The organism is Sphingomonas sp. Ant H11, from assembly GCF_000797515.1.
GTDB lineage: Bacteria > Pseudomonadota > Alphaproteobacteria > Sphingomonadales > Sphingomonadaceae > Sphingomonas.
This window is the reverse complement of record NZ_JSBN01000050.1, coordinates 18,815-43,009: the sequence shown is the minus strand read 5'-3', so window position 1 is coordinate 43,009 and position 24,195 is coordinate 18,815. Positions and strand designations below refer to the sequence as shown.

24 protein-coding genes, 1 tRNA gene and 1 pseudogene are annotated in these 24,195 nt (G+C 64.2%); 13 read left to right on the top strand and 13 right to left on the bottom strand.

What is annotated here, in order from left to right:
• Positions 1-160 precede the first annotated feature (160 nt).
• The 4 genes from NW75_RS10595 (at position 161) to rplI (ending at position 2,079) form a co-directional block, all read left to right on the top strand.
• Positions 161-523 carry an RcnB family protein gene (locus tag NW75_RS10595; RefSeq protein ID WP_126845763.1) on the top strand — a complete coding sequence of 121 codons (363 nt, stop codon included), beginning with the start codon at positions 161-163 and terminating at the stop codon, positions 521-523.
• Positions 524-795: 272 nt separating this feature from the next.
• Entirely contained in the window at positions 796-1,230 is a 435-nt protein-coding gene (gene rpsF / locus NW75_RS10590) for a 30S ribosomal protein S6 (protein WP_010403344.1), read from the top strand.
• 12 nt (positions 1,231-1,242) lie between these two features.
• Entirely contained in the window at positions 1,243-1,467 is a 225-nt protein-coding gene (gene rpsR / locus NW75_RS10585; RefSeq protein WP_010163758.1) for a 30S ribosomal protein S18, read from the top strand.
• A 12-nt stretch (positions 1,468-1,479) separates the two neighbouring features.
• A complete protein-coding gene (rplI, locus tag NW75_RS10580) occupies positions 1,480-2,079 on the top strand; it encodes a 50S ribosomal protein L9 (RefSeq protein ID WP_010403349.1) in 600 nt (199 codons plus the stop codon).
• 332 nt (positions 2,080-2,411) lie between these two features.
• Here rplI and mutL read toward each other — a convergent pair whose 3' ends face one another.
• The gene (gene mutL / locus NW75_RS10575; RefSeq protein ID WP_033965181.1) at positions 2,412-4,202 is read right to left on the bottom strand and encodes a DNA mismatch repair endonuclease MutL; all 1,791 of its coding nucleotides are present in this window, start codon (positions 4,200-4,202) and stop codon (positions 2,412-2,414) included.
• A 159-nt stretch (positions 4,203-4,361) separates the two neighbouring features.
• Between mutL and NW75_RS10570 the strand changes: the two genes are divergently transcribed.
• From NW75_RS10570 to NW75_RS10540, 7 genes are all read left to right on the top strand, one after another.
• Complete coding sequence (locus tag NW75_RS10570) at positions 4,362-5,408, top strand: rod shape-determining protein (RefSeq protein WP_010403353.1); 1,047 nt, start codon at positions 4,362-4,364, stop codon at positions 5,406-5,408.
• Between the two features lie 122 nt (positions 5,409-5,530).
• Complete coding sequence (gene mreC, locus NW75_RS10565; protein WP_033965180.1) at positions 5,531-6,436, top strand: rod shape-determining protein MreC; 906 nt, start codon at positions 5,531-5,533, stop codon at positions 6,434-6,436.
• Positions 6,433-6,942 carry a rod shape-determining protein MreD gene (gene mreD / locus NW75_RS10560; RefSeq protein ID WP_033965179.1) on the top strand — a complete coding sequence of 170 codons (510 nt, stop codon included), beginning with the start codon at positions 6,433-6,435 and terminating at the stop codon, positions 6,940-6,942. The genes mreC and mreD overlap by 4 nt, the downstream gene beginning before the upstream one ends.
• Positions 6,939-9,044, top strand: coding sequence for a penicillin-binding protein 2 (gene mrdA / locus NW75_RS10555; protein ID WP_033965178.1), 2,106 nt, complete (start codon positions 6,939-6,941; stop codon positions 9,042-9,044). Before mreD ends, mrdA begins: the two co-directional genes overlap by 4 nt.
• Positions 9,041-10,156: a rod shape-determining protein RodA gene (gene rodA, locus NW75_RS10550; protein ID WP_033965177.1), complete on the top strand. Its 1,116-nt coding sequence runs from the start codon at positions 9,041-9,043 to the stop codon at positions 10,154-10,156. The genes mrdA and rodA overlap by 4 nt, the downstream gene beginning before the upstream one ends.
• A 110-nt stretch (positions 10,157-10,266) precedes the next feature.
• Positions 10,267-10,342 (top strand) — tRNA-Lys (locus NW75_RS10545).
• 301 nt (positions 10,343-10,643) lie between these two features.
• Positions 10,644-10,892, top strand: coding sequence for a hypothetical protein (locus tag NW75_RS10540; RefSeq protein ID WP_033965176.1), 249 nt, complete (start codon positions 10,644-10,646; stop codon positions 10,890-10,892).
• 257 nt (positions 10,893-11,149) lie between these two features.
• Here the strand turns inward: NW75_RS10540 and NW75_RS10535 are convergent, their stop codons facing one another.
• Complete coding sequence (locus NW75_RS10535; protein ID WP_033965193.1) at positions 11,150-11,644, bottom strand: flavodoxin family protein; 495 nt, start codon at positions 11,642-11,644, stop codon at positions 11,150-11,152.
• 222 nt (positions 11,645-11,866) lie between these two features.
• Here NW75_RS10535 and NW75_RS22905 point away from each other — a divergent pair, with 222 nt between their 5' ends.
• The gene (locus tag NW75_RS22905) at positions 11,867-12,400 is read left to right on the top strand and encodes a c-type cytochrome (protein ID WP_081988727.1); all 534 of its coding nucleotides are present in this window, start codon (positions 11,867-11,869) and stop codon (positions 12,398-12,400) included.
• Between the two features lie 103 nt (positions 12,401-12,503).
• Here NW75_RS22905 and NW75_RS10525 read toward each other — a convergent pair whose 3' ends face one another.
• The 11 genes and pseudogenes from NW75_RS10525 to NW75_RS10475 all read right to left on the bottom strand — a co-directional run bounded on the left by NW75_RS10525 (position 12,504) and on the right by NW75_RS10475 (position 22,862).
• On the bottom strand, positions 12,504-13,262 hold the full coding sequence (locus NW75_RS10525; RefSeq protein WP_033965175.1) for a hypothetical protein: 759 nt from the start codon (positions 13,260-13,262) through the stop codon (positions 12,504-12,506).
• Positions 13,259-15,799: an SIR2 family protein gene (locus tag NW75_RS10520; RefSeq protein ID WP_033965173.1), complete on the bottom strand. Its 2,541-nt coding sequence runs from the start codon at positions 15,797-15,799 to the stop codon at positions 13,259-13,261. Before NW75_RS10520 ends, NW75_RS10525 begins: the two co-directional genes overlap by 4 nt.
• 10 nt (positions 15,800-15,809) lie before the next feature.
• The gene (locus tag NW75_RS10515; protein WP_033965171.1) at positions 15,810-16,280 is read right to left on the bottom strand and encodes a hypothetical protein; all 471 of its coding nucleotides are present in this window, start codon (positions 16,278-16,280) and stop codon (positions 15,810-15,812) included.
• A 1-nt stretch (position 16,281) separates the two neighbouring features.
• The gene (locus NW75_RS10510) at positions 16,282-16,722 is read right to left on the bottom strand and encodes a hypothetical protein (protein WP_033965170.1); all 441 of its coding nucleotides are present in this window, start codon (positions 16,720-16,722) and stop codon (positions 16,282-16,284) included.
• A complete protein-coding gene (locus NW75_RS10505) occupies positions 16,719-17,105 on the bottom strand; it encodes a hypothetical protein (protein WP_156143019.1) in 387 nt (128 codons plus the stop codon). Before NW75_RS10505 ends, NW75_RS10510 begins: the two co-directional genes overlap by 4 nt.
• A 19-nt stretch (positions 17,106-17,124) precedes the next feature.
• Positions 17,125-18,102 carry a hypothetical protein gene (locus NW75_RS10500; RefSeq protein ID WP_033965161.1) on the bottom strand — a complete coding sequence of 326 codons (978 nt, stop codon included), beginning with the start codon at positions 18,100-18,102 and terminating at the stop codon, positions 17,125-17,127.
• Between the two features lie 4 nt (positions 18,103-18,106).
• Positions 18,107-18,559: a hypothetical protein gene (locus tag NW75_RS10495; RefSeq protein ID WP_156143018.1), complete on the bottom strand. Its 453-nt coding sequence runs from the start codon at positions 18,557-18,559 to the stop codon at positions 18,107-18,109.
• Positions 18,532-20,841, bottom strand: a complete 2,310-nt coding sequence (locus NW75_RS22900) for a hypothetical protein (RefSeq protein ID WP_156143017.1) — start codon at positions 20,839-20,841, stop codon at positions 18,532-18,534. The genes NW75_RS10495 and NW75_RS22900 overlap by 28 nt, the downstream gene beginning before the upstream one ends.
• Before the next feature lie 52 nt (positions 20,842-20,893).
• Positions 20,894-21,163: pseudogene (locus NW75_RS28235) on the bottom strand (hypothetical protein); the annotation flags it as partial.
• Positions 21,112-21,750, bottom strand: coding sequence for a hypothetical protein (locus NW75_RS10480; RefSeq protein ID WP_033965156.1), 639 nt, complete (start codon positions 21,748-21,750; stop codon positions 21,112-21,114). The gene NW75_RS10480 and the pseudogene NW75_RS28235, both read right to left, overlap by 52 nt.
• 2 nt (positions 21,751-21,752) lie before the next feature.
• Positions 21,753-22,862 carry a hypothetical protein gene (locus NW75_RS10475; protein WP_033965154.1) on the bottom strand — a complete coding sequence of 370 codons (1,110 nt, stop codon included), beginning with the start codon at positions 22,860-22,862 and terminating at the stop codon, positions 21,753-21,755.
• A gap of 615 nt (positions 22,863-23,477) precedes the next feature.
• Between NW75_RS10475 and NW75_RS10470 the strand changes: the two genes are divergently transcribed.
• The gene (locus NW75_RS10470; protein WP_052192357.1) at positions 23,478-24,023 is read left to right on the top strand and encodes an RNA polymerase sigma factor; all 546 of its coding nucleotides are present in this window, start codon (positions 23,478-23,480) and stop codon (positions 24,021-24,023) included.
• The last annotated feature ends 172 nt before the right edge of the window (positions 24,024-24,195 follow it).

The following is a 24,195-nucleotide window of genomic DNA, read 5'->3' as shown; positions in this document are numbered from 1 at the left end:
CAAGAACGGGGCACCCTGCGCTGAACCTGAACAGGGCCGAAGCGGGCGGGACACTTTGCGACCATTTCGGGTTCTATCCGCCACGGGCGTGCGACAACCACGTCCCACATATGTGTTCGACGCCGGGAGTAAGGCGCCGTGTACAAACAAGGAGCCCATCATGAAGAAACTCATCCTCGCCGTTCTGGCCGCCACCACCGTCCTCAGCCCGCTCGCCGCGAGCGCGCAGCAGCGCGACGAGCGCCGCACGACGGAGGTCCGCCATCAGCCAAATGGCCGCACCGTCGTCACCAAGCGCACGGTCGTCCGTCCCGAACCCGGCCGTCGCTGGGCCCGCGGGCAGCGCTTCGACCGCCGCTATGCCTCCAACTATCGCGAAATCAGCGATTGGCGTCAGTATCGCGGCCGCCGCCTGTACGCGCCGCCGCGCGGCTATCACTGGGTGCGCTCGGGCAATGACGCCGTCCTCGTCGCGCTCAGCGGCGGCCTGATCGGCGCGGTGCTGGCGGGCGCGTTCAACTAAGGCGCGTCGTCTTCGTCATGCCGGGCTTGTCCCGGCATCCACCGGGCCGCACACCCTGCAGTCGATCCGCTCGGACGACGGTGGCCCCCGGCACAAGGCCGGGGTGACGGAGGTCCGTACCGGGCTTGCCTTCCTCGCGAATTTCGCTATGGGACGCCGATCGGGGTGGAGAGCGCACGCTTTCCGCCCCGGTTGTTATGCAAGACGATAGCCGGAGGGGCGTTTCGCATGGTGCGGGCGTCAGCGATCGGCCAAGAAGAGAGACGAGACACATGGCTCTATACGAGCACGTGTTCCTTGCGCGCCAGGATCTGGCACAGGCGCAAGTGGACGCTCTGGCGGAAATCGCCACCAAGATCGTGAACGATAATGAAGGCCGGGTCGTCAAGACCGAGAATTGGGGCCTGCGCAGCCTCGCCTACAAGATCGCCAAGAACCGCAAGGCGCATTACGTCATGCTCGAAATCGATGCCCCGGGCAGCGTGATCGTCGAGCTGGAGCGTCAGGTTCAGATCAACGAAGACATTATTCGCTACATGACCGTCAAGATCGACGCGTCCGAAGAGGGCCCGAGCGTGATGATGCGCAAGTCCGATCGTGACCGTGAGCGTCGCAGCGATCGTGAAGGCGGCCGCGAAGGCCGTGGCGATCGTCCCGACCGCGGCGACCGCGAGGATCGCCCCCGCCGCAGCTTTGACGGCGAATAAGGAGCTATAGATATGGCACGCCCATTTTTCCGCCGCCGCAAGAGCTGCCCCTTCTCCGCGAAGGACGCGCCCCGGATCGATTATAAGGACGTCCGTCTGCTGCAGGGCTTCGTGTCCGAGCGTGGCAAGATCGTCCCGTCGCGCATCACCTCGGTGAGCGCCAAGAAGCAGCGCGAGCTCGCCCAGGCGATCAAGCGTTCGCGCCATCTGGGCCTGCTGCCCTACATCGTTAAGTAAGGGGCCCAACAGATGGACATCATCCTGCTGGAACGCGTCGAAAAGCTCGGCAACATCGGCGACGTCGTCAAGGTCAAGGACGGCTTTGCCCGTAACTACCTGCTGCCGAACAAGAAGGCGCTCCGTTCCAACGAAGCCAACCGCAAGGTCTTCGAAAAGAACCGCGAGAAGATCGTGGCCGACAACGCTGCCAAGCGTTCGGAAGCCGAGGTCGAAGCCAAGACGATCGACGGCATCACGCTGACGCTGATCCGCCAGTCGTCGAACACCGGCCAGCTCTATGGTTCGGTCGCCGTGCGCGATCTGATCGAAGCGCTCGACGCCGCTGGCCACAAGGTCTCGAAGTCGGCGATCGTGCTCAACAAGCCGATCAAGGCAATTGGCCTCTATGAGGTCAAGGTTTCGCTGCACCCGGAAGTGTCGGTGACGATCAAGGTCAACATTGCACGCTCGCCCGAAGAGGCCGAGATGCAGGCCAAGGGCGTCAACGTCATGGAAGCCATGTTCGAAAAGGACGAGGCTGGTTTCGTCGAAGCGTACGATCCCAATGCCGAACCCGGCGCGACGGCGGAAGTCGGCGCGGACGATGCCGAGGCACCGGCCGCAGCCTGAGCCGTTCGCTCAAGCGCACAGAAAAAGGGCCGTCCGGAGCAATCCGGGCGGCCCTTTTCTTATGTGTGCCTGTCCTCCCCGGCACGGGGAGGATGCAGTTACCCCGTGACCGCGCACGCGCCGACCAGCGCAGCAAAGGGGATAAGCGCTAGGAAAACGGGAAGAATCTTGTTCATGGGAAAGATCGCTTTGCGGTGATGGGATGTTGCCTGGACAACGTTGCGCATGAGATGCGTATGCGCGCCGCCCAATTCAATACGGCGAAGCGTTCTTTATTGTAGACGAAATGAGCGAATCAACGCTCCGTCGTTCATTCCTGCGCAAGCCGCACGCTATTTCCGCCCGAACAACTTCTCGATGTCGCCATGCGCCAGCTTCACCCAGGTCGGACGACCGTGATTGCATTGGCCCGAGTGCGGGGTGACCTCCATTTCGCGCAGCAGCGCGTTCATCTCGGCGACCGACAGCACCCGCCCGGCGCGCACCGAGCCGTGGCACGCCATCGTCGCAGCGACATGGTCGAGCCGCTCGCGCAAAGACAGCGCCTCATCGAACGCGGCGAGCTCATCGGCCAGATCGGTGACGAGGCCCGTCACATCCCCCTGCCCGAGCATCGCCGGCACACCGCGCACCAGCATCGCGCGCGGGCCGAAGCGGTCGAGGTCGAGCCCGAATTCGCTCAGTTCCGCCGCGCGTGCCTCCAGCCGGTCGCAGGCCGGTTCATCGAGTTCGATCACTTCGGGCAGCAGCAGCGCCTGGCTCGCCACCCCGCCGCTCGCCATCGCCTTGCGCATACGTTCGAGCACGAGCCGTTCGTGCGCGGCGTGCTGGTCGACCAGGATCAGCCCGTCGCGGCTTTCGGCGACGATATAGGTCTTGGCCACCTGCCCGCGCGCGACGCCGAGCGGATAGTCGGCGGTTTCGGGCGGCGGCGCATAAGCCGGTTCGGCGCGAGCTTGCGGGGGTGGGGTGAAGCTGGGGCGGCGGTCGTTGAGGGTGTAAGCGGGCCGTGGCGCTTCCCACTGCCCCTCTCCCCGACCCTCTCCCCACAAGTGGGGAGAGGGAGATGGCGGCGCGATCGCCTCGACCGGCTCGCTTTGCCAAGCCGCCATCGCCGTTTCCGGTGCCCGCTGGCTGCGGTGCCCGGCTTCATCCAGCGCGCGGCGCAGGCCGCTGACGATCAGCCCGCGCACCAGCGCCGGATCGCGGAAGCGCACTTCGGTCTTCGCCGGATGCACGTTCACGTCGACCGCGTCGGGCGGCACGTCGAGGAACAAGGCCACCACCGCATGGCGGTCGCGCGGCATCATCTCGGCATAGGCGCCGCGAATCGCCCCGATCAGCAGGCGGTCCTTCACCGGGCGCCCGTTGACGAACAGATATTGGTGGTCGGCAATGCCGCGATTGAAGGTGGGCAACCCGGCGATGCCGCCAAGCCCGATCCCTTCGCGCACGAAATCGACGCCAACGCCATTGTCGATCAACCCGCGATCGGTCAGCGCGGCGACGCGGTCGGGCAAGGTCTCGCCCGCACTCACCCCGAACGAGCGCCGCCCGTCATGCTCGACCGAAAACCCGATGTCGGGCCGTGCCATGGCGAGCCGCTTGACCACGTCGATGCAGGCGGCGAACTCGCTACGCGCCGAGCGCAGGAACTTGCGCCGCGCGGGCACGCGCTCGAACAGCGCCTCGACGCGCACGCGCGTCCCCGGCGGAATCGCAGCGGGGCCCTCCGACACCAGCACGCCATTGTCGACCACGCGCGCCCACCCTTCCGCCCCGCGCGGGCGGCTTTCCAGCGTTAGCCGCGCGACACTTGCAATCGAGGGCAACGCCTCGCCGCGAAAGCCGAGCGTACTGACCGCTTCGATCGCCTCATCGGGAAGCTTGGAGGTGGCATGGCGCTCCAGCGCCAGTGCCATATCGGGCGGGGTCATGCCGCATCCGTCGTCGGTCACTTCGACCAGATCGGTCCCCCCACCCCCAAGGCGCACAGCGATGCGGGTGGCCCCGGCGTCGATCGCATTCTCGACCAGTTCCTTCAACGCGCTGGCGGGCCGTTCCACCACTTCACCGGCAGCGATGCGATTGACGAGATGTTCTGGCAGGCGGCGTATTGACATGGCCTAGCCTCTAGCCCAATCGACGGCATCCCGCGACCCGCATTCAACCGAGCATCAGAGCGTGGAGGCAACGCTCTGAACGCCCCGGTTGCAAGCGACGCGCGACCTTTGTGCGACCTGTCGGCAGTTCATTAAGTCCGGCGTGAAACGGAACGATCCATGGGCTTTTTCTCGAATCTCTTCCGCTTTTCTTCTCATGACATGGCCATCGATCTCGGCACCGCCAACACGGTCGTCTATCTGCGCGGCAAGGGCATCGTGCTCAACGAGCCGTCGGTCGTTGCGGTCGAGACGCTCAATGGCGTCAAACGCGTCAAGGCGGTTGGTGACGACGCCAAGCTGATGATGGGCAAGACCCCCGACAGCATCCAGGCGATCCGTCCCTTACGCGATGGGGTCATCGCCGACATCGACGTCGCCGAGCAGATGATCAAGCACTTCATCCACAAGGTACATGGCGGGCAACGCCGCTTCATGCGCTGGCCGCAAATCGTGATCTGCGTGCCCTCGGGCTCGACCTCGGTCGAGCGCCGCGCGATCCGTGACGCCGCGTCCAATGCCGGTGCCAGCCAGGTGTGGCTGATCGAGGAACCGATGGCCGCCGCGATCGGTGCCGACATGCCGGTGACCGAACCGATCGGTTCGATGGTCGTCGATATCGGCGGCGGCACCACCGAAGTCGCCGTGCTGTCGCTGCGCGGCCTTGCCTACACCACTTCGGTGCGCGTCGGCGGCGACAAGATGGACGAAGCGATCGTCTCCTATGTCCGCCGCAACCACAATCTGCTGATCGGCGATGCCACGGCCGAGCGGATCAAGCAGGAAGTCGGCGTCGCCAAGCCGCCGCTCGATGGCATCGGCCTGACGATCCACGTCAAGGGTCGCGATCTGGTCAACGGCGTGCCGAAGGAAATCCAGATCAACCAGGGCCAGATCGCCGAAGCGCTGAGCGAACCGGTCGGCCAGATCGTCGAGGGCGTGCGTATCGCACTTGAAAACACCGCGCCCGAACTGGCAGCCGACATTGTCGACCAGGGTATCGTGCTCACCGGCGGCGGCGCGCTGCTCAAGGGCATCGATGAGGTGCTGCGCGACGAGACCGGCCTGCCCGTCACTATCGCCGACGATCCCCTCACCTGCGTCGCGCTCGGCACCGGGCGCGCGCTGGAGGATCCGGTCTTCCGGGGTGTTCTTCACTCCGCGTGACGCTCTGAAATGACACGTCGTTGTGCCTGAAGCTAGGGTAACCCCTACTCAGGCACACCGACATCGCGTAAGGCGAAGACCGGTTTCTTTAGGCGGCCCTCGGGCTTTTGGATGGGGTTAGCATGGCGCCGCCACATAATCGGCGTCCCGGTTTTTCGCGGCGGGCGCAATACGGTTTCTTCCTGGCATATGTCGTCGCGTTGGCGGGTGCGATCGTCAGCGCGGTGCTGCTTGCCTTGTCCTCGCTCGATCCGCCCGCCTTCGCGTCGCTCCGCGCCAGTCTGGCCGAAGTTACCACGCCGGTATCGTCGGGCATTTCGGGTGTGGGAAACTGGCTGGGCTCTATTCCGAGCGGCATTGGCGACTATCTCGCGGTGCGCGGCCAGAATGCCGCCTTGCGCAAGCAACTGGCCGACCAGCACGCGTTGTTCATGCGCGCGCGATCGCTCTCCTATGACAATCGCCGGTTGCTGGCGCTGCTCAAGATGCGCGAGCGCATCGCCGAGCCGGTCGTCGCGGCGCGGCTCGTCAGCTCCACGGGCTCCAGCACGCGGCGCTTTGCGGTGCTCAATGCGGGATCCTGGCAGGGCGTTGCGACCGGCCAACCCGTGCGCGGCCCCGAAGGCCTGATCGGTCGTGTCCTCGAAACCGGCCCGAACAGCGCGCGCGTGCTGCTGCTGACCGATCCGGAAAGCGTGGTGCCGGTGCGCCGCACGCGCGACGGGATGCCAGCGCTCGCCGCCGGGCGCGGCGACGGGTTGATCGACGTGAAATCGGTTGCGCTTTCTACCACTGATTTCGGGCCGGGCGACGTGTTCGTGACCTCGGGCACCGGCGGCATTTACCCGCCCAACATTCCCGTCGCGCGCGTCCTCCGGCGCGGCCGTGATGCCTCGATCGCGCGCAGCTTCGCCCAGGCCGACACGCTGGATTACGCGCTGGTGCAACGCGCCTTCATGCCTGAGCCGCCGCCCATTCCCGTGCCGATCCCGACCCCCAAACCCGCCAAGCCCAAGAAGAAGAAATGAGCCAGGTTCGCGGCCCGTTTGACGAGGCACCGGTAACCGGTTTTCAGCGCTTCGTGCCGGCGCTGTCGGTGATCGTCGGCTCGGCGGTGACCCTGTGGCCGTTCATCGCGACCTTTCCGATCCTGCCGCCCTTCGGGCTGTTGATGCTGCTCGGCTGGCGGCTGACCAAACCCGATTCGCTCCGCATTTGGGCCCCGCTTCCGCTGGGGCTGTTCGATGATTTGATCAGCGGGCAACCGCTCGGCACCGCTATGCTGTTCTGGACGCTGTGCTTCTTCATGATCGACTTGATCGACCAGCGGATCGTCTATCGTGATTTCTGGCAGGATTGGTTGATTGCGGCAGGGTCGGTCGCCTTCTGCCTGATCCTGGGGCGCCTGGTTGCCGCGCCGCTCGGCGCGCATGTCGACACCGTTCTGCTGCTGCAGATCGTCATCGCAACCCTCCTCTTCCCGCTCGCCGCGCGGATTTGCGCCATGCTGGCGGGCGATGAGGAGCCGGAATGAAGCGCGCCACCTTCGCGCAATCGCCGCGCATGGTGACCGAGGCGTCGCAAAGCTACAGCTTTTCGCGCCGCGCGATCCTGCTGGGAGGCTTGCAGGGCGCGGTTGGCGTGGCGCTCGCCGGGCGCATGGCCTGGCTCGCCATCGCCGAAAACGCACGGTATAGCTCGCTCAGCGAAAGCAACCGCGTCAACATGACGCTGGTGCCGCCCCGGCGCGGCTGGATCGTCGATCGCCACGGCGCGCCGATCGCCAATAACCGCACCGACTTTCGCGTCGACATCATCCCCGACCGGCTCGAAAACAAGGGCCATGTGCTGGGGTTGCTGCGCGACATCCTGAAGCTGCCGCCCGAGGAGATGGACCGGCTCGTCGCCGATCTGGAGCACGCCGCCGGGTTTCAGCCGGTACAGGTGGCGGAGAATCTCGATTGGGAACGCTTCGCCGCCGTCAGCGTGCGCTTGCCCGAGCTTCCCGGCGTCGCCCCCACGCGCGGCTTTTCGCGCAGTTATCCGGCGGGGGCGGCGGTCGCCCATCTCACCGGCTATGTCGGTGCGGCCTCCGCCGAACAATATAAGCAGACCCGCGACCCGTTGATGGTCACGCCGGGCTTCAAGCTGGGCAAAGATGGCCTGGAAAAGACGCTCGAATCGACGCTGCGCGGGGTCGCCGGACAAAAGCGGGTCGAGGTGACGGCGCGCGGCAAGCTCGTCGCCGAACTGGCCACCAAACCAGACCAGCCGGGCACCAATGCGCGGCTGACGATCGATGCAGGCCTGCAGGAATATGCCGCGCGGCGGCTCGGCACGCAGTCGGGCTCGGTCGTGGTGATCGACGTGGCGACCGGCGAGATGCTCGCGATGGTGTCGATGCCCGCGTACGATCCCAACACTTTCTCCGACGGGATCAGCCATCTCGAATGGAAGATGCTGTCGGACAACGACCATGTGCCCTTGATGAACAAGGTGCTCCAAGGGCTCTATCCGCCGGGCTCGACGGTCAAGCCGATGAACGGCCTGGCCCTGCTCGGCGCGGGGGTTCCGGCCTCCGATCGGGTCGTCTGCACGGGCGCTTTGCGCGTCGGCAACGGCATCTTCCACTGCCATAAAAAGAGCGGGCACGGCGCGCTCGACCTCAAAAATGCGATCATGCAGAGCTGCGACATCTATTTTTACGAGATGGTTCGGCGGCTCGGCTATGAACATGTCGCCCCGGTCGCGCGCACGCTCGGGCTCGGGCAGAAGTTCGCCTTGCCGTTCAACAGCCAGCGTTACGGCACCGTGCCCGACCCCGCCTGGAAACTGCGCCGCTACAAACACCCATGGACCGTGGCCGATTCGCTCAACGCGTCGATCGGCCAGGGCTATGTGCTGTCCAATCCGCTCCAGCTTGCGGTCATGGCCTCGCGGCTGGCTTCGGGCCGCGCGCTGCAGCCGAGCATCCTCGCGGCGGACGTTCGCCGGGACGCCCCGCTCCTGCCATTCGAGCCCGATCACCTCCAGACGGTCCACGAAGCGATGTGGGGCGTGGTCAATGGCGGCGGGACCGGTGGCGCGGCGCGAATGCTGGTTCCGGGCGTGGCGCTCGCGGGCAAGACCGGCACGGCGCAGGTCCGCCGCATCACCATGGCCGAACGCGCCGGTGGCGTGCTTAAGAACGGCGCGCTCCCGTTCAAGATGCGCGACCACGCGCTGTTTCAGGGTTTTGCGCCGCATGACAAGCCGCGTTACGCAATTGCCGTGGTGCTCGAACACGGCGGCCACACCGTCCGCAATCTCGATACGCCAGCGATCGCACGCGATATCATGACCTATCTGTTCGACCGCGACCGCGCGCTCGCCTCGCTGGCCGAGGCCGAGCCGACCTGGGGCGGCGATATCAAAACCCGCATGGCCGCAGAGACCGCCGCCTATCGTGCGGCGGCGGGGGCACCGCCGCTAGCGGTCGGCGCGCAGACCGAACTGAACGCCACTGCGCCCACCGACGCCCCTGCCGTCCGCGCCGCCTCCGCCGCCGATGTCGCCGCGGCCGAAGAACTCGCTAACACTGCAGCCCCCGGCAACACCGTCGCCGAGGACGGCACTACCGAGCGCGACGTGCCATGAGCGGCCTCAACTTCGTCCCTGCCCCCTTGGCGCAATTGCCGTGGCGGATCCTGCTGCTGGTCATCGCGATCGGCGGCTTCGACCTGTTCGTGCTCTATTCGGCGGCGGGCGGCAGCATCCGGCCCTGGGCGCTTTCGCAGGGCATTCGCTTTGTCGTGTTTCTGGCGGGGGCGATCGCGCTGTCGCGGGTGCGCGAGACAACGTGGAGCAGCCTCGCTTTGCCGGCTTATGGCGTGCTGTGCGTGCTGCTGGTGCTGGTGGAGCTGATCGGCGCGGTGCGCGGCGGCGGGCAGCGTTGGCTCGACCTCGGCATCGGCTTCCGGTTGCAGCCATCGGAATTGATGAAGCCGTGCATCGTGCTGGCCTGCGCGAAATTCTACGACATGCTGCCACCCAACGAGACACGGCGGTTCGGGGCGATCTGGCCCGCCGCCTTGCTGATCCTGGTGCCCGCCGCCTTGGTGATGAAACAGCCCGATCTGGGCACGGCACTGATGATCGTGATCGGCGGCGTGACGGTGATGTTCCTGGCGGGCGTGCCGCTGCGGCTGTTCATCGGCGGGGGGCTGGCACTGGCGGCGGCGGTACCGCTTGCGGTCAATTTCGTGTTGCACGGCTATCAGCGCAACCGCATTCTCGTGTTCCTCAATCCCGAAAGCGATCCGCTGGGCATTGGCTATCACATCAGCCAGTCGAAGATCGCGATCGGATCGGGCGGCATTTTCGGCAAGGGCTTCCTCAACGGCACCCAGAGCCATCTCGACTACCTCCCCGAAGGCCATACCGATTTCGCTTTGGCGACGATGATGGAGGAATGGGGCCTGCTCGGCGGCGTGCTGCTGATCGTCGCCTTTGTCGGCATCGTGCAATGGGGCCTGGCGGCGGCATTGCAAGCGCAATCGCGCTTCGCCCGGCTGACCGCTGCCGGGCTCGCCGCGACGATCTTTTATTATGTGTCGATCAACATGGCGATGGTGATGGGCCTGGCCCCGGTCGTTGGCGTCCCGCTGCCCTTGATCAGCAATGGCGGGTCGTCGCAAATGACCTTTATGCTGTGTCTGGGCATCCTGATGTCGATCGACCGCACCAATCGCCAGACCACGCGCTGGTAATTTTTATGGGCTTTTTCGCAAAAAAGGGTTTGCAACCCGCGGCGACGCTGCTAACCGGCCACCTCCCGCAGCGGTCGCGCCACCAAGCGCCTCGCCAGACCGCCGGAAATGGACGCATAGCTCAGTTGGTAGAGCAGCTGACTCTTAATCAGCGGGTCCTTGGTTCGAGCCCAAGTGCGTCCACCATTTTTCAATGACTTAGCCCTCATCGCGAGAAGCGGGCATCGCTCAAGGTAGCGTTTTAGGTAGCGTTCAAAATGGGACGCTGTGAGACGATTTAGCGCCAATCGGAATGCGCACCCACCATCAATCGTCGGCTTTAATTCCGATTGGCGGAGAATTGACGACGCAACGCGCGGGCGTTGATGCTTCCGGCCAGCCTCCCGTCCTGAATCCTGCGGTCGGGCCTACCGACTGCATGTCTTCTGACCAAGTCGCTTGATCTGGATGAATGCCCCTTGGCTTGGGGGTAACCTGAAACCAGTCAGTGGGTCACGGCCGGAACCGCAGGTCGGTTTCGGTCCGACCAGTCGGTCTGCAACACGCCCTACGCATCGAAGCCGATGCACGTCTGATCGCGCGTGACCGCTCGATCATCGGCGAGCAGCGCTTGGCGGCGGCGGTTGTCGCCAGTGACAATCGTGCCGGGCCGATCATCGAAGCGTTCAGCACTGCGTCCGATGAAGTCGTCGGCAAGCTGGCGGAATGGTCGCAAGCGAACCTTACCGCGCGATAGTCCGCCCGGACCGGCTGATTCCGCGCGCTTTCCCGACGCTCCGAAGCCTCCGAGTGGCATACGCGGTCATCGACCCGATCGGCAGATCAATGCCCGGCTTACCCCACTGCCCCACCATCGCGAAGTATGCGAGCCCCGGCAACGTCATCTAGCGCGGCTGATCCGACAGGTCGCGCGCCTGCCAGACCAGCCCCGAACGGAGGAGGGGAGCAGGTGCCACTGGCCCACTCCCTAACGCAGATGGGCAGGTTCAGGATTCAGGCGGAGGCATCCGTCGACGCTGCGCGCACGATCTGGGCGACGAAATCGGCGATCTTGGCCTGTAGCGATGCGCGCAGTTCGGCGTCGGTCAGGATCAGCGTCGCGATCGGCGCGCGCGGCGTCAGGCTGGCCATATCGGCAAGCGCAGTTTGGCCGCCGCTGCCACCTTCGGTGACGAAGTGCGCGGTTCGCGTCAGCGCGCTGCCATGATCGAGCAGGTAGCGCCGCATCGGCGAAGACACATGCTGAACCCACACCGGCGAGCCGAGCACCACCAGATCATAGTCTGCCGGGTCATTGCGTGGGGCCAGGATCGTCGACGGGGCGCGTCGCCACGCTTCGACGGCGGAGCGGACATAGCCGCCCGGGCCGCGGCGCGAACGCAACTCGCGGATTTCCTCGAAATCGGCATGGCAGTGCGTGGCGATGGCTTGGGCAACGGTGCGCGTATTTCCACTGCGCGAATATGCAACGACAAGGATGCGCGACATGGCGGCCTCCGGCAAGAGTCGAGTTCTTGAGTCGAGTTCTTGCGAAAATGCCGAGCGGCAGCCCGGCAGACCATAAGCAATACACCCTAGCCGTGCGCCACGGGTTCGGCGCGCCTGCCGTCGGACTGGTGTCGCACACCAAGTACGTAGCTTGCCGAATACCATGCCAATGCCGATGCGGCGCATGCCCACATCATCAACAGGCGGAAAAGGCGCAGCGCCATGACATTACGGTCATTTGGAACCTTGCTGGGCGTTGGTGCGCTGGCCCTGTCCGCAGGGACCGCGATTGCTGCGCAATCTCCCAGGCTCATCCCCGGCATCCAGCGCTGGGCGGAGATCGATCGCATCCCCCGCCACCATTTCGTAGCGACCAAGGGTGTGCCGGAGCCGTACCGAGCACTGCGGAACCCCCTCCCCGCGACCGATACGACAATCGCGCGGGGAGCGGTGGTCTATGCCGCCAACTGCCTTTCCTGTCACGGCCAGGCTGGCAAGGGCGATGGGGCGGCCGGGCGCGGGTCCACGCCATCCCCCTTCGACATCGCCTGGCTGTCAGAGATGAAAATTTCCCGCATCGACGGCTTCATGTATTGGAGCATCGCCGAGGGCGGCCGGCCTTTTTCCAGCGCGATGCCAGCCTTCGATACGTCGCTGACCAAGGACGAGATTTGGGCGGTGACTCGCTTCATTCAGGCAGGACTACCCTGCGCGCAAGGCGCATCGCGCGCGGAAAGCGGCCGGTGCGCACGCTAACTTGTCGGTCCGCCCTCGGCGGTCTGGGCGGCGTCGCGCTCGTCGGCTGTTACGCGGGCCGGACGCCTATTTGGCCAACCGATGACGTTCTCCACTCCACCCTTTAGCCACCCAGCGCGGTATGAGCATGGGCCAATGCCCGTTGGTAGCCAATCCGCGTCGCCGCCTCGATCGCGGCATGGATGAGCGCGCGGCCCGACAGGGGGTCTCCGCGTAGAATCAAGATTTCTCCGATCAGAATCCGGAGATCGATTTTGCGGAGACTAAGGCCATAGCGTGTCGCCGTCGTCATCGCGTCGATCGCATGTTCGAGCGCAACCTCATAATCACCACTGGCGATGCGCAAACGCGCCAGGCCGCGCCGCGCCTCCACACGAACCCGGTACGTATCGGTCGAATCGGCGTATCGCAGCGCGTCGATCAGATCTCGGTTCGACCGCGCGAGTTCGTCGAGGCGGCCGGGCGATATCCGCCGGTCGGCGCGCCTGATCCGGCCCTGATGCACCACATCCATCTGATGCGCCGCCTGGGCGCTGCAGATGGCGCGTTCGAGCATGTCGTCCGCGACGCCACCCTCCAGGATGGCTTGGCCGAGCGAAGCGTAATAACGCTGGAAGATCGCCAGGGCTCGCAACTCGCCCAGCCGGTGCAGAAGAGCCATCGCCTGTTCGAAACCGCGACGCGCGCCGAGCATGTCGCCGCGGAAGAGATCGCAAAGCCCACGATATCCCGTAGTCAGTCCAAGCGCGAGCATCTCTTCATAGGAGATGACGGGGTCCGCCTGCACAGATCCCGGCCGCGCTTGATCGGCGAGAGATTGTGCGCGCTCCCACTTTTTCGGCGAGATTTCGCGTTCGATCATGTCGATCCTGTCGCGCGCGAGGAAAAACGTCCGCGTTCGATATCAACCACGATCTGGTTCAGCGTGATGCGACGCCAGTTCAACGCTCGGTCGCCGAACTCGACATAGGTTCGGTTGAAACGATCGGCTTCGTCAAAGGCGGCGCGTGCCTCATAGAGATCGCCCTGCGCGAGCTTAACGACGCCGCGCTCATTATAGAGCCAGACAATCTCGTCGGGATAGAAAGCTCCAAAGCCTGTCGTGTCGCCACGCCGCTCCACGGCCCGTTGCGACCGCAGGAACGCTTCGAGCAGGCGATCGAGCCGCTCGCCATGTTCGGTCAACGCCCCATCACGCTCGCCAAGCCAGGTCGACCGGTCGCTTTCGATCGAAAGCAGCGCGCTGGTCGAATAGAAGCCGCGAATAACCGCGAGCGCAGCGCGTAGCGCTGCCAGCGCATCGGGACGGTGGTGTTCGGGTTCGCTGGGCCGCTCGTCCGAAATCGGAGAGGGATCGTTATAGGCCCCGATTAACCAGTCGATCATATGCCCCAGTTCGTCGTGCAAATGCGGCTCGGGAACCGGTCCGTCGGTTGGCTGGGCAGCATAGAGCGACATGTTGAAGGCGGCGGACAAAGCCGCCTCTGACAGCGGCACACCCGAACGATCGCGCAATTCTGCGAGCAGCGTCGCATGAATGCCGAACCGTGGCATGTGCGTCGGGTCGATCGACGGCGCGACCGGCAGCACCAGCCCGCACCCCGACAGGAGCCTAAGCTCCTTGCCGATCCGCTCGAGGCGCTCGACTTCCTTGGTGACCCCGAAAATCGGATCGGCCAGCCGCGTTCGAAGACGGGGTACGTGGAGTAACACCTCGGCCTCGACCGGCTGGCCGACGAACGCCATGACCATCAGAATGTCGAGCGCGAGGTCGGGGTCAAGCCCCAAGCTCCGCAAAGCCGTGGGGGTGAGGTTGGCGGCGAAGTGCGCGCGCCGATAATCGGCGATCGCGACATCCGGCCCGGCCTTCAAGTCGACGCGGCGGATCGCGATCGGGGTCATTGCCTCGGTTGCGCGAACCCCCATTTCCACTTCCAGATAATGGTGCTTGCGAAAACGCCTGGCCGCGTCGCCAGCGTTCGATTGCCCCGACGACGCGACCAATGGCCCGTAATCGATGATGACCACCGGGGGACGTCCATCGCTCGCGATCGTTCCAACCTCGCCGAAAAGGCCGCAGAAATATTGTTTAACCCGGAGCGTCCCCAGAATGACGAACCGGGCATGCGCATGCCTGGAGCGGGCATGTCGACAACACGACGCGGCAAAGCAACGCATCGCTTCGTCGAATTCGGCGCTTAGCGGCTCGCCGCCATTGCCGAACATCCGCTCGGTACCGCTAATCACGACCACCAAATCGCTGTTATCAGGCAAGCAAAAGGCAAGATCCTCAGCGAACTGTCGCGACCGGCTCATATGGCGCGGCCCCCTATGGCCACGACGCCGCCAGAGCACCTCGGCGATGAGATTGAGCATCGTATCGGTGTCGAAGCAGAAATCGGCGTTGATGTGGACGACCGTCGCCAAGGGATGGTCTTCCTGAAAGCGATTTGCGAAACAGCGCGCCGCGGCCCCCTTGCGCAGGCCCGAGGTGGCCGCGACGACGGTCAGCAGCGCATTTTCCTCGCGGAACGGCGTGATCAGCGCCGCCGGAGCCGGTAAGCTCGGCGCGGCAATCAGCGCCCAGGCTGCGATGATTTTGCCGTCGGCATGCTGTGGAACGCGCAGTGAAAGAGACCGCCAATGGCTGATCGGTTTTGCGTGCTCGTCACCGCGCCGTGCCATCGCCGCGGCAAGATTGTCGATTGAGCGGGCAAGGCGCTCGGTTGTCTCTCCCTCGAGAAGGTCCACGCCAGCATGCCGCGCCAGGTCATCGTCGAACAGCGTCAGCACGCCGAGCCGGTGCAGCATATCGATGCGCTTGATCGCCTTGTCCGCCTTTCGCGCCTCTTCGGACAACGTCATGTCGGCGTTCCACAGCAGGAACGTCGGCATCACGCGGCGATACGGATGGTCGCCGACCACATCCTGCAAGCTCTGGTTGATCTCGCTTTCCGACATCCCGATGCCGACGAACAGGACGGGATTGCCTGAGTAGAGCAGGCCCAGCGCATGTTCGAACGGCACCTTCGATGTGCCGCTGCGCCGGTAAAGGCGATCATAATCGCGATAACTGACCACCATCGTTTCGTGACGATCGGCACGCCCGTGGAGATGCATCACATGATATTCATGCTCGGCCGAGCCGACCGCGAACTCTATCAAACGGTCTGTCCGTTCGCGCAAAAACACATCGCTGACGAGACTCCGTCCGCCCGGCATGCGCAGCACAATCTTGTGCGTGGCGGGATCGTCCTGGCGGATTCCCGCGCGATTGAGCTTGGCGACCGTCGATCCTTTAGCGCCGGGATCCTGCGCGATCGCAAGCTCTACCTCAAAATCATAGTTCAACGTGAGGATGCGATCGATATCCAGCTTGGTCAACAAGCAGTCGAGCACGGAATTCGGTTTAACCGGCCGTTCGCGTTTTTAAAAAAATCTCGTTCGCGATCTTTTCGTTCAAATTGCTGAGCGCCCTTGATGAATAACGCCCGACAATATCCATGATCTCTCCGATCACGCTGAACGCAACACGTACGTCGAAATCTTCACGTTTTAGTGTTTCCTTGAAAGTCGCCAGGATTTCCTTGTTTTTCGTCAGCACATCGGCCCGGGCATTGGCCTCCTCGAACTTGTCCAGGTCACCAAAGGCAAAATCGAAGCAATGCGCGGCAAAATCCCGCCATTTGGGATAGCCGCGATCGATCGTCGTCAACGATCCGGTGAACGCGATGACCCGCCCGGTGCGCAACGCCCGCGCAAATTCCACCATCGTGCGCTGCTCGAGCTTTGCCGCGTCGAAATAGTGCCGCTTGAGATAGCTGAAGGTCGGATCTTCGAACCATTCTCGCTGGATCGTTTCTGCATCCGATTCGGCCATCTCAGTCTCCGTGGGCAATCTCGATGTCCATCCGCGTCAACAGCGGGCGAAGCGCCGTCTCGATCGCTCCGTAGAGATGCGGCGCGTCGCTTGGGTCGTCGTCGGCGGCCGCGTAGAGCGCGCGCGCGCGGGGCGACAGGGCACTGAACACCGTGCGGCGAATCTCTGCATGGGCGGGCGCGGCGTAATAAGCATCAAGCGCCGCGACCGTCTCAAATTCGACCGTCAGCACCAGCCGCGCGGCCGGGGTTGCGATCTGGATCGGACCGCCGAGCAGCCCGTCCGTCACCGCACGCTCGACGGTTCGCCCGAGGCGCGCGGTGACGAAAGCGACCCTACCTGCAGCCCGCGCGGCATGCAGGTCAACGAGCATCGCCTGAACCGGCGCAGGGTCGACCGCATCGGCGAACTGGACGATGTGCAACACCCGCGCGCCTGTCATAGCAGCACTTCATACGCCAGCTTGCTCGGGGTGATCGCCGGGTCGGTGCCGCTCCATATCTCGTCCGAGCGCAACACCGCCCCCGCCGGCGCGGTCTGTCGCTTAAGAGCCTCGAGCAACGCCGCGAACGGGATATTCCCGCCCCACCCCTTCGCCTTGGCTTCGACCGCATCGACCGGCACGAACGCGTATTGCAAATCGTTCATTCGCTCGACCCCCTCGGCCCGCAGGGTTGCATTCAAACTGGCGTGATGCCCGACCTTGTAGACGATCGTTCGCGCAATCAGGTCGGGGCCGGTCACCACCCGATCGCCGATCGTCCAGCGCAATTTGAGCCAGGAAAGCCAATTGCCGACTTGCGCATCGGCTGCGAACAGGAGCACGGGCCCGCCCGGCTCGAGTTCAATGGCCAGAACCAGGCTCGAATTGTTCACCGCGCGATCGAGCAGCAGTGCGAAATTCTGCGTGTCCTCCAGCCAATCGGTATCGATCCTGCGCCAGGCGACGTCGGCTGCGGCATAGCTGTTGCGGAAAAAACGCGAGTTGGCGCGCATCCGCGAGCGGAATCGTGACACTGGCGTTAAACGGACGTTGATCGTCTTCCTCGCCCTCGCCGAACACGCCAGCGAGGCCGTACAACCCGTCGAGTGCGGTGAGCGAATAGGTTTCGGGATTGCGCGACGTGGGATCCATCTGGCGCAACTCGGCCTCGTCGCGCGGTGGCCCCAGGACGAAAATCCGCGCCTCGGTGCCGGGAATGAGTACCGGCGGGTCGGCCGGTCGACAATAACGCGGCACGCGAACCTTCGCTGCGGCTGCCTTCACCGCGTCGCGCGTCGTGCCGCCTCCGGCGGAGGGAGCGGCACCGAGAAAGTCGATCAGGCTTTGCGTCTGGCGTGCATTCTCATTGAGGCCGAGCGCCGTAAGTTTATCGATGCTGGCGCGCAAAGCGGTCTCGGCACCGGCATGGATCGAGCTGAGCTTGACGGCGAGCGGGTCGGCGGGGTCTTCGGGCCAGCCAAGCCAGACCGCATCGGCGTTGATCTTGGCGAAATCGTCCTTCGCCTGCAAAAACCCCGAAACATGGTCCCAATGCGGATGGGTGACGACAAGCAGGTCGAGCGAGGCCGAGCCCAATGTGTCGACCAGATCGGCCATCACCGCTTGCATCGTCGTGGTTGCGCCCTTCGCACCCAGCACGAGCCCGCAATCGATCATGATCCGAAACGGTGCCTGCTGGCCGCGCAGCAGTTCCACATAAAGGCAGTCCCCCAACCCTTGCCGATACATTCGCACGCGCGCGCGCGGCTCGGTCTTGGAGGTGGGCGGCGACGCTTTGGCGTCGGACGTCGGCGCAGCGGCGGACTTTGCTTTCGCCATGACTTTACTCGAAATCCTGTGTGTGAAGCATGGCAAAGGGCTCGCTTTTCACGGTTGAATCGGCGTTGAAATAGGCGGCGCGCAGCCCTGTTAGCGGCCGCTGTACATAGGTCGCCTGGCTACTGTATCGCGCGCTGCTGTCGATCCGCTTGCGCACGACATAATTGAGCGCACCACTGTCACGCGCGATGATCAGCGTGCATCCGCCGCGAAAACGCTGGCCGTCCTTGGGATCAGCCGGATACCAGCTTTGCGTCAGCTCGACGATCAAATCGCTGCGGATCGTGCCATCGGGGCCGACCCGCCGCAGCGTGCGGACCGAGTGCACTTCGGGCCCGCGCACATTCCCGACAATCGTCGTAACGGTTCCGTCGGCGGCGGTCGCTTGCTTGTTCATTGGTCCAGCGACGCGCGCGATGCCGAACAGCGTTAGCCAGTCATCGGGTGCCCGCTGCACCAGCCAATCGTGGAACACCCGCGCATTGTGCGCCGAGCGACGGGAAATTTCTTCCCGTGTGGTATCCAGCGGAAAATCGAGCGCCATCGCGTCGACCACTTCCTTGAAGGAGACGTGGAGATCGGGCGTTCCCAGGCGAGCGTATCGGGCGATACGCTCCGCACATCGCGCGGGGAAATTCCGCGCGCGCGAAATGCAGCGGTGATCGCAACGCGATAGGCGCGCCGGTCGTCGGGCACGAGGTCTCGGTCGGCCGTGATCACCGCGCGCAGATACTCGCCAAAAGTGATGTCGAACGGCGGACAATAATCGAGCGCCCGGATCATGATGTCGAGGAAGCGCCCGGCAATCTTGCAGACCGCAATGGTCAGCGCGTCGACCAACGGGGCGGACAATTCCCCCGGGGGCAGGACACCCGATGCCCCGGTTGCGAGCGCGATCAACTCCTTCGCCTTGCATTCGTAAATCCGCAAGAACGCATCGAACACCGCCGCAACGAGCACTGCGCCGCGATCATGCGCTTCGGTCGCGGCGTGATAATCGTCGATGCTGACCGGGCGCGATTTCCAATGCCCCTTGGCATCGATCGTGCCGATATAATCGCGCAGCGCGCCGCGCTGCCCCGTCGCCTGGCCGAATTGATAGGCGAGTTGCCCCAGACGGTTTCGCGTGAACAGGTCACCGCGCGTCGCCGCGATCTCGGGCCGCACGGCGTCGGGGAGAGTGAAGTGCAGGAACATCGCGACAATGTCTGCAAAGCCCTCGTGAAAGGCGAGGACGTCGGGGTTGGTCGGTTCGATGAAGCGCCGGTGCAGCCCGTCGAGCAAGGCGTGCGCGGTTTCGTGCGCAACGATGTCGTGCGACAGCGCGGCGAAGACCGTCGGACGCGCAATGTCGGCATGGTCGCAAATCGCCGGCGACTGGAAATAGCCGAGCAGCAACGCTTTCTTGGCCGGACTGTAAAACGCGTTGGCGGCGCGCAGTGCGTGCGGATAGATACGCAGCCGCTGGACATAGCGCCCGCTGATGTCGGTGCCGTTCGGGTCCCGATATGGCGACCACAACGCGCGCCGCCCGAGCGCGTGCTCGAACGCCTCAATCGTGCGCATCGCGACGGCATAGACCATTTGCTGGTGAAATTGCGGATCGGTCTCGCTCGGAAACAGGCCGTGTTCGTGCAGCAGATACGGGTCGTCGAGCGCGACTGGCGCATACGCCGCCGAACTCGCGGGATCGACGTCAACGACTTCGAGATATTCGCCGACAGGCCCCGGTGCGAGCCGCTCCCAAGCGACACTGACGGTCGTGACACTGCGCGCGACCGTGTCGAGCCCGGTCCCGAGCGTCGGATCCGACGCGAAGATCCGCACGTGCCGACGCAACGGTGCCGAAATCACGGGCTGGCGGGCATTGGCCAGCTTTGCCGACGCGTTCAGCGCCTGTGCCGAGGGGCTCGGTGGCGATTCCAAGGCTTGTGGCGCTGCGCCACCATCGGTCGGAGGCGGAGCGCCGGTGTTACTGGCACCGGCAGCCTTTGCAAGCCATTGGCGCAGTGTCATCGAGGCGCGCGCGTCGGTCGCCAGGGTAGCCGCCAGCCGTTGGCGGGTGGCCGCGGCAAGCTGATCGGGGTCGGCGTCGAGATCGGGCAGGATCGCCTCGATCACCGGATGCAGCGACAATTGCAGTGCCTCGAGCGACAGCATCGCATAGGTCGGATCATCGCTGGGATCAGTCAGCCCGACTCCGAGCAAGGCCCGCAGGAACGCGAACGAGGCGGTATCGGGCTTCTCCTGCTCGAGCTCGGCGAGAGGGACCGACTGCGCCGCCATTCCGACCGCGTCGAGCGTGCCGCGACCAAGTTTGGGATTGGCACCGCCCCGCGCGCTCGCGAACAGGGCGTAGCGGATCGCTTCGACCCTCCGCCAATCCTCGGGAAGCTCAGCGCTATGCGCGCTATCGGCCAGCCAGATCGCCGCAGCGGCAGCGACTTGCGGGGTCGCCGAGGATGTTCCGGAACCGTCATGATCAACGACCGTCGGCGCGCCGATCCGCGCCCACGGAAGGTTGGGGGTGGCGGCGGCGATCGCGGTGCGCATCTTCGACGCAGGGCCGTAATTCCCCGCCATCAGCGTCCCGGGCAAATCGGCATAGGGCGATCCGTCCGCCATGACCCCGCACGCCGCGACCACGCGATTGAACCGGGCGGGAAACACGATGTTGCGCGTCGGCGCATTGCCGTAATTGTTGCCCGCTGCGGTCACGACGAAAAATGCCCGCGTCATAGAGTGCGTTGACAGCATCCGCCCACGCTTGCGAGGGGAGCCCGCCCATGCTCATCGTCACGATGTCGATCCGCTTCTCGGGATCGTCCTTGAGGCTAAAGACATAATCGAGCGCGCGAGCAATCGCACTGTTGCTGAACAGCACGACACGATCGGCGACGCGGATGGGCACAATGTCGACGAACGGGGCACCACCGATCGTGCGCGTCGGATCGGCCGGGTCGCGTCCGGCGAGAATCCCGAGCGTGCCCGTGCCGTGCCCGCGATTGGTCAGCGGGCCGTCGACCTGATCGCTGGCATCGTGCAGATCCTCGCCCGCCACGAAATTGCGCGCCAGCGTTCGGTCGATCCCGGCGGCAGCGCCTGATGCCCAGGATCGTACCCTGTATCGAGCTGCGCCACGCGCACGCGACGCCGCCGCTCGGTCGGCACGCCGTCAAGCCACGCAAGCGCGTCAAGGAACCCGCTATGCGCCGCATCGCGGTACCAATCGTCGTCGGTCTCGCGTGGAAAACGCGAGTCCTGCGGCACGGAGACCGGATCGTTTTGCGACAACGCCAATGCCGGCGGGACCTCATCGCGCTGCCACAACCAGTTCTGCCGGATATCGGGTTCGACAAAGTCCACCTGCGCGGCAAGGCCGAGATCTTGCGCCCGCAGCCGATGCGCGGCGTCCCACGGCGATAGCGTCGTGTCGCCGAGCTGCACCTCATACCATTGCGCGGCAACGCCAGCCCCGCCCGCAATGCCAAGCTCAGACGCCAATCCGGCATTGATCGCCGGCATAAGCGGTACAACCGCCGCGCGCATGGCACCCAGCATCGATAGGTGCGCGTCGGACAGCGCAAACCCGGTCGCGCTCGGCGCACGTGCCTTGACCAGCAGGCGAATGTCCCGATCAACCGGCATGATCAAGCCTTTCCAGCGGCGGGCACGAGCGCGGGCTCGACGATATTGGCCAGCACGGCGGACAGCTGACGCTTGAGCTGCTCCAACGCGGCCGCATCCGTCGTTTTGGCGATACGGGCCTGTAGGTCGGTTGCCTGGCGATTGAAGCGCCAGTCGGATGCAACTTTGGCGATCTCCAGCACATCGTCGAGTCCCGTGGCGACGCCGGTCTTGGATGGGTAGAAACGTCGCGCCATGTCGGCGGCGACCACCCCGGGGGTGAAGCCTTCGAGCTCGGGCCGCTCGCCGCCATAGACGGCAATTACAACATAGGGTTCGTCGCCCGTATAAAGCCGGTCATCGCGATCGATCAGGCCCACATTGGCGCGGTAGCGAAGCTTCTGAAGATCCGATGTGGCGGGAGCAACGAGTCGAAAATCGGCCGCAACCGGCGCATAGCCCGGCAAATCGAAGCTGAGTTCTGCACTTTGGTGCCAGCCGGGCGAACGCGCGCCGATCGCATCGATCAAGCTGCCCGCGAGGGGAACGAGCTGGCCTGCCGCCAGCAAAGCGCCAGCATAAGGCAAAAAAAGCGGGACACCGGCTGCGGCGGTAAATGCGCCTCCAAGCTTTGTCAGCAAGACGGGATCCGGCGGGGCCGCGACGATCTCAAAACTGGCGACCACCTGTGCCGTAGCGACCGCTTTTTGATAGGCCACCAGTCGCGTACCGTCCGACAATGCGTCTGGTCCCGCGAGCAACGCGTGACGCCCGGTCTTGCTTGCCACGAAATTCAACCCGCGCGCGCTCGCCTTGACGGAACTCCAGTCCTTCACGCCAGACACCACCGCGATGTCCCCCGTTCCGTCGAACAGCGATTTCGATCCGACGTTTCCGGTATAGACGCTCCGAATATCGATCGTCATCGGCTTGCCATAGGCGACTGCGGGAAACGCCACGGCATCGCCCTGCCCGACGTCGACCGCGGCAAAAGACAGCACCCCGCCATTGTCGAGAGTGATGGAAGGTTGTGCGCCCGAACCGGCTGCCACCAGCCGCGTCACCTCAGCGCCCTTCACCGCAAATTCGCCTTCGGAAATCAAATGCTCACCGAAAATTCGATAGACTGCCATGATTTCCTCCCGCAAACGTGCTAATCTATACTGTATCAGTATTTGATATTTCGCATTTTCACGAATCGGACGATTTTTCGGAAAATATACATATCCGAAATTGACGGACAAGAGATATAATTCAGAATTGACCTGAAATGCGGGATTCCAGACCGTAAAATATTTCAGAATATATTATAATAAACTGTTCGATTATAAAAAGAAGACGGACTTTCCATCATCCATAATGCGCCAAATCCATATCGTTTCGGATATGTAAGTTTCCGTCCAACTGCAGTGAGTCCGGTAGATATCCACTCTTGCCGCTCACCTGACGATAGGGTCGACGATCGGACACACCGGGACCGCGCACGCTCGTTCGCTTGGGCTTCGTTGTCCCGTGGATCAGGACGTCCGAAGCGTAGTACCCGTCGTCGCAATCAATCAGTCGCCGAGACCTTGCAGCGACCCGAGCCACCACGCGGCCAGCGGTCTAGACGCAGGCACCGTAAAAAGCGCCGTTCCGACAGATATCGGGCGCGCCGGGAGCGGCCTGCCTCGCAGACCAAATTTCCGGCAAGAGGTGACTTGCAAGACGTGATCTGCAAGTCTGGTGGGCAACCAGTTAGGATTGCAATGCCGGTCGAGCGAAAGTCGAACATATCGCAGCAGGAGCGTTCCACGCTTCTGGAAGCGCTTGCGCGGCGCTATTCGGCACCCCTTGCCCGCTATTTCGCGCGTCGCACGCAGCACCGCAACGACATTCCCGATCTCGTGCAGGAAGTGTTGGTGCGCGTGTCGCAAGTGTCCGACATGACCGTGATCGAAAAGCCGGAACATTATCTCTTCCGCGCCGCCGCCACCACGCTGACCGATCATGCGCGACGCGAGCAGCGGCGGCATAGCGCGCATCACATTCCGCTCGATTCCGAGGCGCACGGCGATACGGATTTCTCGCCGGAACGCGTCTTGGCAGGTAGGCAGGCGGTAGCAGCGGTAGAAGCGGCGCTGAGAGCGCTGCCGGAGAGGACGAGGACGGTGTTCGTATTGCGGGTGCTGGAAGATCAGAAGACGGCCGATGTTGCGCGTCTGCTGGGCATCTCCACCCGCGCGATCGAGGCGCATCAGGCAAAGGCGATGGCAGCGGTCGCGCTGGCGGTTCGGGCGCACCGCGATGACTGATATGGAGGATGCCCGGATCGAGCAGGCTGCGCTGTGGTATGCCCGTATCGAAGGCGCCGCCGACCGCGCCTCCCTCGCGGCCTTCGAGCAGTGGCGCACCGACGCCCACAATGCACAAGCCTATGCCGAGATCGCGGAGTCGATGCGGCTGGTGCGGAGCGCGGCGAAAAGC

Coding starts and splice junctions, on each gene's coding strand:
- NW75_RS10525 (WP_033965175.1), bottom strand. CDS start 13,262: ATGATCGAACGCGAAATCTCGCCGAAAAAGTGGGAGCGCGCACAATCT.
- NW75_RS10480 (WP_033965156.1), bottom strand. CDS start 21,750: ATGCCGGTTGATCGGGACATTCGCCTGCTGGTCAAGGCACGTGCGCCG.
- NW75_RS10475 (WP_033965154.1), bottom strand. CDS start 22,862: ATGGCAGTCTATCGAATTTTCGGTGAGCATTTGATTTCCGAAGGCGAA.
- NW75_RS10535 (WP_033965193.1), bottom strand. CDS start 11,644: ATGTCGCGCATCCTTGTCGTTGCATATTCGCGCAGTGGAAATACGCGC.
- rplI (WP_010403349.1), top strand. CDS start 1,480: ATGGACATCATCCTGCTGGAACGCGTCGAAAAGCTCGGCAACATCGGC.
- NW75_RS10500 (WP_033965161.1), bottom strand. CDS start 18,102: ATGGCGAAAGCAAAGTCCGCCGCTGCGCCGACGTCCGACGCCAAAGCG.
- mreD (WP_033965179.1), top strand. CDS start 6,433: ATGAGCCAGGTTCGCGGCCCGTTTGACGAGGCACCGGTAACCGGTTTT.
- NW75_RS10470 (WP_052192357.1), top strand. CDS start 23,478: ATGCCGGTCGAGCGAAAGTCGAACATATCGCAGCAGGAGCGTTCCACG.
- rpsR (WP_010163758.1), top strand. CDS start 1,243: ATGGCACGCCCATTTTTCCGCCGCCGCAAGAGCTGCCCCTTCTCCGCG.
- mreC (WP_033965180.1), top strand. CDS start 5,531: ATGGCGCCGCCACATAATCGGCGTCCCGGTTTTTCGCGGCGGGCGCAA.
- NW75_RS22905 (WP_081988727.1), top strand. CDS start 11,867: ATGACATTACGGTCATTTGGAACCTTGCTGGGCGTTGGTGCGCTGGCC.
- rpsF (WP_010403344.1), top strand. CDS start 796: ATGGCTCTATACGAGCACGTGTTCCTTGCGCGCCAGGATCTGGCACAG.
- NW75_RS10515 (WP_033965171.1), bottom strand. CDS start 16,280: ATGGCCGAATCGGATGCAGAAACGATCCAGCGAGAATGGTTCGAAGAT.
- NW75_RS10570 (WP_010403353.1), top strand. CDS start 4,362: ATGGGCTTTTTCTCGAATCTCTTCCGCTTTTCTTCTCATGACATGGCC.
- mutL (WP_033965181.1), bottom strand. CDS start 4,202: ATGTCAATACGCCGCCTGCCAGAACATCTCGTCAATCGCATCGCTGCC.
- NW75_RS10510 (WP_033965170.1), bottom strand. CDS start 16,722: ATGACAGGCGCGCGGGTGTTGCACATCGTCCAGTTCGCCGATGCGGTC.
- NW75_RS10595 (WP_126845763.1), top strand. CDS start 161: ATGAAGAAACTCATCCTCGCCGTTCTGGCCGCCACCACCGTCCTCAGC.
- mrdA (WP_033965178.1), top strand. CDS start 6,939: ATGAAGCGCGCCACCTTCGCGCAATCGCCGCGCATGGTGACCGAGGCG.
- NW75_RS22900 (WP_156143017.1), bottom strand. CDS start 20,841: ATGACGCGGGCATTTTTCGTCGTGACCGCAGCGGGCAACAATTACGGC.
- rodA (WP_033965177.1), top strand. CDS start 9,041: ATGAGCGGCCTCAACTTCGTCCCTGCCCCCTTGGCGCAATTGCCGTGG.